The sequence below is a fragment of the Streptomyces sp. NPDC001744 genome (assembly GCF_042892575.1).
Lineage (GTDB): Bacteria > Actinomycetota > Actinomycetes > Streptomycetales > Streptomycetaceae > Streptomyces.
Window position 1 is genome coordinate 300,513 of sequence record NZ_JBIAUG010000005.1, and the last position, 11,567, is coordinate 312,079.

Here is an 11,567-nt window from a genome sequence, read left to right on the forward strand (position 1 = left end):
ACTTCCATGACCCTTACAGAGTACACAAACTTGAGTCAGGCTCGCTCAAGTCGGAGGAGGGAATTCCGCCCGGGTAGTTTCCAGTCATGGCAACGGACCCCAGGAACCCCACCGACTCGTACCTCGCCTTCTGGCGCGAGCACCACATGTGCACCCTGACCACCCCCCGCCCGGACGGCACGCCGCACGTGGTGGCGGTCGGCGTCACGTACGACCCCGAGAACGGGTACGCGCGCGTGATCACCAACAGGAACAGCCGGAAGGTCGCCCACGTCCTGGAGGCGGGCGCGGAGGGCGCGCGGGTCGCGGTCTGCCAGGTCGACCGGAGGCGCTGGGCCACCCTGGAGGGCGTCGCCCGCGTCCGCACGGAGCCGGAGGCGGTGGCGGACGCCGTCGCCCGCTATGCCGAGCGGTACGGGCGCACGCCGTCCCCGAACCCGGACCGGGTCGTCCTCGAGATCGCCCTCACCCGCGCGATGGGCCGCGCCTGATCCGGCGGGACGGGGCGCGGGGACGGGGATAGGGACAGGGCGGCCCCGGACGCGGCGGACGTACGGGCCGGGGCCGCGCGAACGGGAGGGCGCCCCGGCGGGCGCGCGCAGCACAGCGGCGCCATCGCGTTTCAGGTCCGCGATGGCGCCGCTGTGTGGGGGAAGTGCCTGGGCGACCTATGACGACGGGGGGATCGCTCAGGCACTGCGGGGGGTGGCGGTGATGGTCTCGGGTTCGATCAGCTGGTGGTCCCGCTGGTCGAGGTTGACGAAGATCATGCCGTACCGGACGGCACAGCGGATGGGCTGCGGCGCGCCGCGCGGGCGGCGCAGGCACCGGTACGCGCGGACGTCCTCGTCCTGCTCCCGCGCGACCACGACAGGCTCCCCGAACAGGGTGATCCTCAGCGAGTCGCCGCGGTGGGGGATGGCCGTGGCGAGATCGACGAAGTGCCAGCCGGAGCGGTAGGCCGACGCCATCTCCCGGCGGAACCTGCGGTCGTCCGGTGGGACGGTCACGCTTCCGCACCCGCCCGGACGGAGTCCCAGGTCGGCTCGGTGCCCCTGGCCGGCGGGGCGTCCCACGTCGGCTCCGGGTAACCGGCGGCGACGACGTCCCACGTCGGCTCGGAACCCCTGGCCGGCGGGGCGTCCCACGTCGGCTCCGGGTAACCGGCGGCGACGACGTCCCACGTCGGCTCCGAGCCCCTGGCCGGCGCGACGTCCCAGGTCGGCTCACCCGGAAGAGCGACGACGGTGCCCGCGGGCGGCGTGTCCCACGTCGGCTCCCCCACGGCGAAGATTCCGAGAGTAGCCGCGGCCGCGAAAGCTATGCCGCCAAGTGCACGAACCATCCTGGTCATGGCCGATCTCCACCTCTTTTGATCATTACCTCCCCCGCAGATAAGACGATGGCTCACTCCGAACCCTTCCACCAGAAGCGCCAGGCATCATGTTCCTGTAATTCAGGACCCTGAGGGGGGCGCAAATGGAGCCCAAACGCTGCGAAAAGGGCAGCGAACACGGCCCGGAAGAGCTGTGCGACGCGGGAAGGCTCCTCTATGCCGCCGCGCTGAGAGCGGGCCGCGTCTCCCGGACGGACGCCGAACGGGCGCCCTGCCTGGTCGACCTCGCCCTGCTGCACCCGGACCCGGACGAGAGCCAGTGGCTGCGGCCCGTCCCGCCCTCCATCGCGCTCAACAAGCTGATCCACCCCATCGAGCAGGAGATACAGCGACGGCGCCAGGAGGCCATATCCCTGGCCGACACGTTCGAACCGTTCATGACGATCCACGCCCCCGACCCGGCCGCCACCCAGGTCATCACCGTCCTCGAAGGCCTCAGCCTCATCAACGCGACCCTCGACCGGGTCATCAACGAGTGCGCCGAGGAACTCCTCACCATCCAGCCCGGCAGCGGACGCAAGCCCGAGGTCGTCCAGGCGGGACTGCGCCGCGTGGAACCGCTCGTGGAGCGCGGCATACGCATGCGGACCCTCTACCAGCACACCGCCCGCCACCACTCCGCGACCATGGGGTACGTGGAGCGCATCAGCCCCCACGGCCTGGAGGTCCGCACCCTCGAGGAGATCATCGACCGCCTGATCATCGTCGACCGCAAGGTCGCCTTCGTCCCGGCGCGCAGCGACCGCCAGGTCGCCCTGGAGCTGCGCCACGAAGGGCTCGTGCAGTACCTCGTCGGCGTCTTCGACCAGTTCTGGCTGCACGGCGTGCCCTGGGAGGAGGAGATCCCCTACAGCCCGTCCGTGGACGGCATCGGCGGCGTCCAGCGCTCCATCGCCAAACTCCTCGTCGAGGGCCACGTGGACGAGGCCATCGCCCGCCGGCTCGGGATGAACGTGCGCACCTGCCGGGCCCACATCGCCAAGCTCGCCACCGCCCTCGGCAGCGGGAGCCGGGCCCAGCTCGGCTACCTCATCGCCCAGTCCGGCCTCCTCGAACGGGAGGGCTGACCGCCGTGTACGCGCACACCGAACTCGACGGCCCCGCCGGCACCCTGCGGGTCTCCGGACACGGGATGCCCACCGTGGAACTCGTGCGGGCCCCCGGAACCCGGCCCGACGCCCACACCCCGATAGGGACCCGCAGCGCGGCCCTGCTGACCCTGACGGTGGACGGGGAGCCCGCCGCGATCCGGCCCGCCCGGGGACGGCTGCTGCGGCGCTCCTACCGGGTGGACGTACGGACCGGCGGCGTCCGCCACCGGCTGGTCCCCTGCGGCCACCAGGACAGCCGGTTCCTCCGGAACGGGCGGCGGACCGGCACCCTGACCTCCTCGGGCGACGGCCGGGTCATCGACGCGTGGGAGCCCGGCGCGACCCCCCTCGACATCGCCCTCGGCACCGCCCTGGCCGCCGCGTTCGGCACGGGGGCCGCGCCCTGGTTCGAGACGGTCGGCGAGATCGTCTCCGGACTGATCCCCTGACCCGGACGCGCGTGAGGCCCCCTCCACCGTCGTGGAGGGGGCCTCACGCGTACCGCGGGGACTACTCGCCGCGCTTGGGGCGCCAGACCACCAGCGCGCTCGCCTGCTGCACGTCCTGGTACGGCACGAGGTCGCGCCGGTACGAGGCGTGCACCTGGGCCTCGCGCTGCCGCATCGCCGCCGCCGCGCCGTCGAGGGCCGCCGACAGCTCGGCGACCCGGCTCTGGAGCGCCGCGACCTGGTTCTCCAGCTCGATGATGCGCTTGATCCCGGCCAAGTTGATCCCCTCGTCCTGCGACAACTGCTGCACCTGGCGGAGCAGTTCGATGTCACGGGCCGAGTAGCGCCGTCCCCGGCCGGCCGTGCGGTCCGGGGAGACCAGGCCGAGCCGGTCGTACTGACGGAGGGTCTGGGGATGCAGACCGGAGAGCTGGGCCGCCACCGAGATGACGTACACCGGCGACTCGTCGGTCAGTTCGTACGGATTGCGTCGGCGCCCTTCCACCGGGTCACGCTCCCTTCGCGGCCTGGAACAGCTCGGCCCGCGGGTCCTCGGAGGCGGTCGCCTCGCGGTAGGACTCCAGGGCCTCGCGTGCCTTCTCGTCCAGCTCCTTCGGCACGGCGACCTCGACCGTGACGAGGAGGTCGCCGCGCGTACCGTCCTTGCGGACCGCGCCCTTGCCCCGGGCGCGCATGGTCCGGCCGTTCGGCGTGCCCGCGGGCAGCTTGAGCGTGACCGCGGGACCGCCGAGGGTCGGCACCCTGATCTCGCCGCCGAGCGCCGCCTCCGTGAAGGAGACCGGCACCGTGACGGTGAGGTTGTCGTCCTTGCGGCCGAAGACCGGGTGGGCGTCGACGTGCACGACGACGTACAGGTCGCCGTTGGGCCCGCCGCGCTCGCCCGGCGTCCCCTTGCCGCGCAGCCTGATCCGCTGCCCGTCGGAGACGCCCGCCGGGATGCGGACCTGCATGGTGCGGGAGGACTTGGCCCGGCCGCTGCCCTTGCAGACCTCGCACGGGTCCTCGGCGATGAGGCCGCGCCCCTTGCAGTCCACGCAGGGGTCGGTGAGGGAGAAGCCGCCGCCGCTGCCGCGCGACACCTGCCCGGTGCCGACGCAGGTCGGGCACACCCGGGGCGTGCCGTTCTTGTCGCCGGTGCCCGAACAGGCCGCGCACGGCTGCTGGCTGGACATCCGCAGCGGTACGGTCGCGCCCTCGATGGCCTCGGTGAAGCTGAGCGTCACCTCGGACTCGATGTCCTGGCCGCGCCGCGGCTGGGTGCGCGCGCCGCCCCCGCCCCGGTTGAACAGTCCGCCGAACACGTCCCCGATGCCGCCACCGCCGAACCCGCCGGGCCCGCCCTGGGCGCCTCCGAAGAGGTCGCCCAGGTCGAAGTTGAACGAGCCGCCCCCGGGACCGCCGGCCCTGAGGCCGCCGTTCCCGAAGAGCGCGCGGGCCTCGTCGTACTCCTTGCGCCGCTTGGGGTCACCGAGGACGTCGTTCGCCTCGGAGATCTCCTTGAAGCGCTCCTCGGCCCTGGTGTCGCCCTTGTTGGCGTCCGGGTGGTTCTCGCGGGCGAGCTTCCGGTACGCCTTCTTGATCTCGGCCTCGGTGGCGTCCTTGGGGACGCCGAGAACCTTGTAGTAGTCCTTCTCGACGAAGTCCTTCGTGCTCATCGACGTCCCTCCTTCCGGACGATCGTTGCGTCACCCCTCTTCGGGGGCACCGCTCTCCTCGTCGGCCGACTTCTTCTCGTCCTTGGCCGGGGCCGCGCCCGGCTGGGGCTCGGCGACGGCCACGCGGGCGGGCCTGATGGTCCGCTCGCCGATCCGGTACCCGGGCTGCAGGATCGCCACGCAGGTCGTCTCGGTGACGTCCGGCGCGTACGAGTGCATCAGGGCCTCGTGGATCGTCGGGTCGAAGGGCTCGCCCTCCTTGCCGAACTGCTGCAGGCCCATCTTGGCGACGACGGTCTCCAGCGATTCGGCCACCGACTTGAACCCGCCCACGAGTTCTCCGTGGTCCCGGGCCCGGCCGACGTCGTCGAGCACGGGAAGGAGCTCGGACAGGAGGGTCGCGACGGCGACCTCCTTGACCGCGACCCGGTCCCGCTCCACGCGGCGGCGGTAGTTCTGGTACTCGGCCTGGAGCCGCTGGAGGTCCGCGGTGCGCTCGTCGAGCGCGGAACGGGCCTGGTCCAGCTGGGCCACGAGACCCGCGTCACCGGCCGGCTTCTGGCTGCTTGCGTCCCCGGCCGGGGCCGTCGCGTCCTCCTGGGCGGAGTTCTCGACGGCCTCGGCGGCGTCGTCAGGGGTGGCGCCGGAGGGGACGTCGGGCTTCTCCTCGAAGCCCGGGGTCTCCTCGGTCACGCCTGGCCGCCCTTCTTGGGCTCGTCGTCGACGATCTCGGCGTCGACGACGTCGTCGTCCGCCTTCGCCTGGCCGGCACCGGCGTCGCCGCCGGCGGCCTGCGCGCCCTGCGCGTCGGCGTACAGCGCCTGGCCGAGCTTCTGCGAGACGGCCGCGACCTTCTCGGTGGCGGTGCGGATCTCGGCGGTGTCCTCGCCCTTGAGCTTCTCCTTCAGCTCGGCGAGAGCGCCCTCGACCTCGGTCTTGACGTCACCGGGGACCTTGTCCTCGTTGTCCTTGAGGAACTTCTCGGTCTGGTAGACGAGCTGCTCGCCCTGGTTGCGGGACTCGGCGGCCTCGCGGCGGCGGTGGTCCTCCTCCGCGTACTGCTCGGCCTCCTGGCGCATCCGGTCGACCTCGTCCTTCGGCAGCGAGGAGCCGCCGGTGACGGTCATCTTCTGCTCCTTGCCCGTGCCCAGGTCCTTCGCGGTCACGTGCATGATGCCGTTGGCGTCGATGTCGAAGGCGACCTCGATCTGCGGGACGCCGCGCGGCGCCGGCGGCAGACCGGTCAGCTCGAACATCCCGAGCTTCTTGTTGTACGCCGCGATCTCGCGCTCGCCCTGGTAGACCTGGATCTGCACGGACGGCTGGTTGTCCTCGGCCGTCGTGAAGATCTCGGACCGCTTGGTCGGGATCGTGGTGTTGCGCTCGATGAGCTTGGTCATGATGCCGCCCTTGGTCTCGATGCCGAGGGACAGCGGGGTGACGTCGAGGAGCAGGACGTCCTTGACCTCGCCCTTGAGGACACCGGCCTGGAGGGCGGCGCCGATGGCGACGACCTCGTCCGGGTTCACGCCCTTGTTGGCCTCGCGGCCGCCGGTCAGCTCCTTGACCAGCTCGGCGACGGCCGGCATGCGGGTCGAGCCGCCGACGAGGACGACGTGGTCGATCTCGGAGAGCTGGATGCCCGCGTCCTTGATGACGTTGTGGAACGGCACCTTGCAGCGCTCCAGGAGGTCCTGGGTGAGCTGCTGGAACTGGGCGCGCGTGAGCTTCTCGTCCAGGTGGAGCGGGCCCTCGGCGGAGGCCGTGATGTAGGGCAGGTTGATCGTGGTCTCGGTCGAGGACGAGAGCTCGATCTTGGCCTTCTCGGCCGCCTCGCGCAGGCGCTGGAGCGCCATCTTGTCCTTGGACAGGTCCACGCCGTGGCCGTTCTGGAACTGCGTCACCAGGTAGTCGACGACGCGCTGGTCCCAGTCGTCACCACCGAGGTGGTTGTCACCGTTGGTGGCCTTCACCTCGACGACGCCGTCGCCGATCTCCAGGAGGGACACGTCGAAGGTGCCGCCACCGAGGTCGAAGACGAGGATCGTCTGGTCGTCCTTGTCGAGGCCGTAGGCCAGGGCGGCCGCGGTCGGCTCGTTGACGATGCGCAGGACGTTGAGGCCCGCGATCTCACCGGCCTCCTTGGTGGCCTGGCGCTCGGAGTCGTTGAAGTAGGCCGGAACGGTGATGACCGCGTCGACGACCTTCTCGCCCAGGTACGCCTCGGCGTCGCGCTTCAGCTTCTGCAGGATGAAGGCGCTCATCTGCTGCGGGTTGAAGTTCTTGCCGTCGATCTCGATCTTCCAGTCGGTGCCCATGTGGCGCTTGACCGACCGGATGGTCCTGTCGACGTTGGTGACCGCCTGGCGCTTGGCGACCTCGCCGACGAGCACCTCGCCGTTCTTCGCGAAGGCGACGACGGACGGCGTGGTCCTGGCGCCCTCGGCGTTGGTGATGACGGTGGGCTCGCCGCCTTCCAGAACGCTGACGACGGAGTTAGTCGTGCCCAGGTCGATGCCGACCGCACGTGCCATTTCGATTCCTCCAGCTGCCTGACTTGAGTGGTACGGACTCAAGGATGCACCACACCCGGCGTCGAGTCAACAGACGTGAGTCTGGTCGACTCAACTCTTCGCCCCTTCATTCGCTCAAAGAGCCGCTACGACGGGAGGGCGCGCGTCATTCCCCGCCCTGGCGGGGTGCCCCGTGAGAGAGTCCGGGGGCCCCTTCCCGGGCATAGCAGGCATATTCCATGAATATCCGACGATTCCCGTTCGTCCCCCGGAGAGGGCGGGCAGCACCCGCCCCGTCCGGAGGCGTGCGGCGAACGCTCGTCCCGCGCGGAAGGGAGCGGCGCATGACGGCCAAGCGCGCGTTCGACGTCCTGGGCGCCCTCGCGCTCCTCGCCGTCCTCTCCCCGCTGCTCGCCGCCGTCGCCCTGTCGGTCGCCCTCGGCTCGGCGTCCCCCGGCGGCGCGGTGCTGCGCCGCCGGACGGTGGCGGGCCTGGAGGGGCGGCCCTTCACGATGCTGACCTTCCGCACGAGGAGCCCGCTGGCCGCGCTGCCCCTGCTGCTGCACGTCCTGGCGGGCCGGATGTCGCTGGTCGGGCCGTGCCCGCTGACCCCGGGCCACCGCGAGTGCGCGGGCGAGGGGCGCCGCCGGCTCTCCGTACGCCCGGGGCTGACCGGACCGTGGCAGATCAGCGGGCGCTCGGACCTGCCGTGGGAGGAGCGCGAGCTGCTCGACCTCCACTACGTGGACCACCACTGGCTCGGGATGGATCTGGCCGTCCTGGCGCGTACGCTTCCAGCAGTCCGCCGACGCCGCGCGGCGTCCCGCGCGGGCGCGCGTGGCAAGGGTCGCCTGAGCGACACAGATCACCGCGAGGACCGCTGCGCCACGGGCCCCGAACGGGTAATCTCAGCACGGACTAGATAAGTTACCGCTTAGTAGGCTCAGCTCAGGCACTGAGCGGGCCCGCTCGAGGAGCCCGTCATGCAACTCGCCGCGATCATTGTGTCGCTGACGCTGACCGTGGTCGGCGTTGCCCTGCTCGCTCGCGCCATCGGCCGGTTCGTCCACTACTTCAAGCTCGGCCAGCCCGTCCCGGCCGGGACCCGGACCGACAACCCGTACCAGCGGAGCGTGACCCTGGTCAGGGAGTTCCTCGGCCACACGCGCATGAACCGCTGGGGCATCGTCGGATTCGCCCACTGGTTCGTCGCGGTCGGCTTCCTGACCCTGCCGCCGACGATCGTCACCGCCTACGGCCAGCTGTTCCGGGCCGACTGGACACTGCCGGTCATCGGCGGCTTCCTGCCGTACGAGCTGTACATCGAGTTCATCGGCTCGATGACGATCCTCGGCATCGCGGCCCTCATCGTGATCCGCCTCCTGAGCCTCCCGGGCCGGGCGGGCCGCAAGTCGCGCTTCGCCGGCTCCAAGGCCGGCCAGGCGTACTTCGTCGAGTACGTCATCCTCACCATCGGCCTCGCGATCTACGTGCTCCGCGGCCTGGAGGGCGCGATCCACCACGTCGAGCACTACGAGGCCGCGTACTTCGCCTCGTACCCGCTCGTCCTGGCCTTCAAGGGCCTGAGCGTCGCCGCGCTGCAGAACCTGGTCTACCTCTTCGCCATGATCAAGCTGAGCACCACCATGATCTGGATGATCGTGGTCTCGCTCAACACCAACATGGGCGTCGCCTGGCACCGCTTCCTCGCCTTCCCCAACATCTGGTTCAAGCGCAACGCCGACGGCTCCACCGCGCTCGGCGCGCTCCGGCCGATGACCACCGGCGGCAAGGAGATCGACTGGGAGGACCCGGCCGAGGACGCCGTCTTCGGCGTCTCCCAGGTCGAGCAGTTCTCCTGGAAGGGCCTCCTGGACTTCTCCACCTGCACCGAGTGCGGCCGCTGCCAGTCGCAGTGCCCCGCCTGGAACACCGGCAAGCCCCTCTCCCCCAAGCTCCTCATCATGTCGCTGCGCGACCACGCGCACGCCAAGGCGCCGTACCTGCTCGCGGGCGGCGGCAAGACGATGGAGGGCGACGAGAAGGCGACCGAGGAGCAGCTGAAGGACGTCCCGGCGTCGGCCCTGGCCGAGGCCGAGCGCCCCCTCGTCGGCACCGTCGAGGAGAACGGCGTCATCGACCCCGACGTCCTGTGGTCCTGCACCACCTGCGGCGCCTGCGTCGAGCAGTGCCCGGTCGACATCGAGCACATCGACCACATCGTCGACATGCGCCGCTACCAGGTGATGATCGAGTCCGCGTTCCCGTCCGAGGCGGGCACGATGCTCAAGAACCTGGAGAAGAAGGGCAACCCCTGGGGCCTGGCGAAGAAGCAGCGGGTCGAGTGGACCAAGGAGGTCGACTTCGAGGTCCCGATCGTCGGGAAGGACGTCGAGGACCTCACCGAGGTCGACTACCTGTACTGGGTCGGCTGCGCGGGTGCCCTGGAGGACCGGGCCAAGAAGACCACCAAGGCCTTCGCCGAACTCCTCCACATCGCGGGCGTCAAGTTCGCGATCATGGGCGGCGAGGAGAAGTGCACCGGTGACTCCCCCCGCCGCCTGGGCAACGAGCCGCTGTTCCAGCAGCTCGGCCAGGAGAACGTCGCGATGCTGAACATGGCGTTCGGTGAGGACGACGAGGACGAGTCGACGAAGAAGCCGAAGTCGGCCAAGAAGATCGTCGCCACCTGTCCGCACTGCTTCAACACCATCGCCAACGAGTACCCGCAGCTCGGCGGCGAGTTCGAGGTCATCCACCACACCCAGCTGCTCCAGCACCTCATCGACGAGGGCAGGCTGACCCCGGTGACCCCGGTCGACGGCCTGATCACCTACCACGACCCCTGCTACCTGGGCCGTCACAACAAGGTCTACACGCCGCCGCGCGAGATCATGTCCGCCGTCCCCGGCCTGCGCCAGCAGGAGATGCACCGCCACAAGGAGCGCGGCTTCTGCTGCGGCGCCGGCGGCGCCCGGATGTGGATGGAGGAGCGCATCGGCAAGCGCATCAACAACGAGCGCGTCGACGAGGCCCTGTCCCTCAACCCGGACATCGTCTCCACCGCCTGCCCCTTCTGCCTCGTCATGCTGACCGACTCGGTCAACGGCAAGAAGAACGAGGGCAAGGCCAAGGAGTCCGTCACGGTCGTGGACGTCGCCCAGCTGCTCCTCGACTCGGTGAAGACCCCGGTCGACCCGGAGCCGGCGGAGGAGACGGAGCCGGAGCCCGAGCCCGCCGCGTGACCCGCCCCCGGCACCCGTAGGAGAACGGCCGCCCCGCACACGTCGTGCGGGGCGGCCGTCGCCGTTCCCGCCCCCGCCCCCTAGGGGATGTCACAGGTCGGCCGCAAAGGAGCACCCCGGCGGCGGGAGCGGGTACGTTCAATGACGTGGCTGGATTCAGGAACGGACGCGGCCGGGACAACCGCCCCCCGCAACAACAACCGCAGCAGGCGCCGTACGGGTACGACGCGGCCCCGCCGCCGCCCCACGCGCGGCAGCCGTGGCCCCCGCAGGGCCGGGGCCCCGCGCCGTACGGGCAGCAGGGGTACGGGCCGGGGCAGCAGGGGTACGGACAGCAGGGCCGGCAGGGACAGCACTCCCACGAGGAGCCGGAGTACTTCGGCGACCCCTACGGGCACCAGCCGCAGCACCCGCACGCGGCCGCGGCGAACAACCCGGGCCACACGCAGATGTTCAGCGTGGACGACCCGTACGGCCCGGCCGCGGGCCACCCGTCCGGCGCCGCGCCCGCCCCGATGGGCCCCCGGCTCCCCTGGAAGGCGCTCCTGAGCGGCATCGTGCTGCGCCCGGCGGACACGTTCCTGCGGATGCGGGACCACGCCGTCTGGGGCCCGGCCCTGATCGTCACCTCCCTCTACGGCCTGCTGGCGATCTTCGGCTTCGACACGGCCCGCGAGGAGGCGATCAACGCCACCCTGTCGACGGTGATCCCGTACGTCCTGATGGTCGCCCTCGGCTTCGTCGTCGGCGGCCTCGTCCTGGGCGCGGTCACCCACACCCTCGCCCGCCAGCTCGGCGGCGACGGGATGTGGCAGCCGACCGTCGGCCTGTCCATGCTGATCATGTCCCTCACGGACGCGCCCCGGCTGGTCTTCGCGCTCTTCCTCGGCGGCGAGAACGGCCTGGTCCAGGTCATCGGCTGGCTGACCTGGCTGGCGGCGGGCGTGCTCTTCACCGCCATGGTGAGCCGCTCCCACGACCTCCCCTGGCCGAAGGCCCTGGGCGCGTCGGCGATCCAGCTGGTGGCGCTCCTGGGCCTGATCAAGCTGGGCACGCTGTAGGGGACGCGCGGACGACGGGGGGGGCGCCCCCCCCCGGGGGGGGGCCCCCCCCTTTGCCCGCGCGGGCGCCGGGCCCCGCGGCGCCGGCCCCCCCGGCGGCGGGGGGGTGGGGCCCCGGGCCGAAGGCGGGGGGGGC

At 71.1% G+C, this 11,567-nt stretch carries 12 protein-coding genes; 6 read left to right on the forward strand and 6 right to left on the reverse strand.

The annotated features are described in order from the left end of the window. Nucleotides 1-86 precede the first annotated feature (86 nt). Nucleotides 87-491 carry a pyridoxamine 5'-phosphate oxidase family protein gene (locus ACFYZY_RS09325; RefSeq protein ID WP_388691285.1) on the forward strand — a complete coding sequence of 135 codons (405 nt, stop codon included), beginning with the start codon at nt 87-89 and terminating at the stop codon, nt 489-491. A gap of 198 nt (nt 492-689) precedes the next feature. On the opposite strand, the gene ACFYZY_RS09330 is transcribed toward ACFYZY_RS09325, so the two are convergent. After that, entirely contained in the window at nt 690-1,010 is a 321-nt protein-coding gene (locus ACFYZY_RS09330; protein ID WP_388691288.1) for a (2Fe-2S)-binding protein, read from the reverse strand. Further along, nucleotides 1,007-1,285, reverse strand: coding sequence for a hypothetical protein (locus ACFYZY_RS09335; RefSeq protein ID WP_388691291.1), 279 nt, complete (start codon nt 1,283-1,285; stop codon nt 1,007-1,009). The genes ACFYZY_RS09330 and ACFYZY_RS09335 overlap by 4 nt, the downstream gene beginning before the upstream one ends. 194 nt (nt 1,286-1,479) lie before the next feature. Between ACFYZY_RS09335 and ACFYZY_RS09340 the strand changes: the two genes are divergently transcribed. After that, entirely contained in the window at nt 1,480-2,463 is a 984-nt protein-coding gene (locus tag ACFYZY_RS09340) for a helix-turn-helix transcriptional regulator (RefSeq protein WP_388691294.1), read from the forward strand. Nucleotides 2,464-2,468: 5 nt separating this feature from the next. After that, nucleotides 2,469-2,936, forward strand: coding sequence for a hypothetical protein (locus tag ACFYZY_RS09345; RefSeq protein WP_388691297.1), 468 nt, complete (start codon nt 2,469-2,471; stop codon nt 2,934-2,936). Nucleotides 2,937-2,997: 61 nt separating this feature from the next. On the opposite strand, the gene ACFYZY_RS09350 is transcribed toward ACFYZY_RS09345, so the two are convergent. Genes ACFYZY_RS09350 through dnaK form a run of 4 tightly spaced genes read right to left on the reverse strand, consistent with a single transcriptional unit; the run spans nt 2,998 to nt 7,146 of the window. Then, a complete protein-coding gene (locus tag ACFYZY_RS09350) occupies nt 2,998-3,441 on the reverse strand; it encodes a heat shock protein transcriptional repressor HspR (protein ID WP_388691299.1) in 444 nt (147 codons plus the stop codon). 4 nt (nt 3,442-3,445) lie between these two features. Further along, on the reverse strand, nt 3,446-4,612 hold the full coding sequence (gene dnaJ, locus ACFYZY_RS09355; protein WP_388691302.1) for a molecular chaperone DnaJ: 1,167 nt from the start codon (nt 4,610-4,612) through the stop codon (nt 3,446-3,448). 30 nt (nt 4,613-4,642) lie between these two features. Continuing rightward, nucleotides 4,643-5,305, reverse strand: a complete 663-nt coding sequence (grpE, locus tag ACFYZY_RS09360; protein WP_388691305.1) for a nucleotide exchange factor GrpE — start codon at nt 5,303-5,305, stop codon at nt 4,643-4,645. Next, the gene (gene dnaK / locus ACFYZY_RS09365) at nt 5,302-7,146 is read right to left on the reverse strand and encodes a molecular chaperone DnaK (protein WP_388691308.1); all 1,845 of its coding nucleotides are present in this window, start codon (nt 7,144-7,146) and stop codon (nt 5,302-5,304) included. The genes grpE and dnaK overlap by 4 nt, the downstream gene beginning before the upstream one ends. Nucleotides 7,147-7,469: 323 nt before the next feature. On the opposite strand from dnaK, the gene ACFYZY_RS09370 reads away from it, so the two are divergent. The 3 genes from ACFYZY_RS09370 (at nt 7,470) to ACFYZY_RS09380 (ending at nt 11,431) form a co-directional block, all read left to right on the forward strand. Further along, nucleotides 7,470-8,051, forward strand: coding sequence for a sugar transferase (locus tag ACFYZY_RS09370; protein WP_388691311.1), 582 nt, complete (start codon nt 7,470-7,472; stop codon nt 8,049-8,051). A 57-nt stretch (nt 8,052-8,108) separates the two neighbouring features. Next, nucleotides 8,109-10,370: a (Fe-S)-binding protein gene (locus ACFYZY_RS09375; RefSeq protein ID WP_388691314.1), complete on the forward strand. Its 2,262-nt coding sequence runs from the start codon at nt 8,109-8,111 to the stop codon at nt 10,368-10,370. A gap of 146 nt (nt 10,371-10,516) precedes the next feature. Next, nucleotides 10,517-11,431 carry a Yip1 family protein gene (locus ACFYZY_RS09380; RefSeq protein WP_388691317.1) on the forward strand — a complete coding sequence of 305 codons (915 nt, stop codon included), beginning with the start codon at nt 10,517-10,519 and terminating at the stop codon, nt 11,429-11,431. The last annotated feature ends 136 nt before the right edge of the window (nt 11,432-11,567 follow it).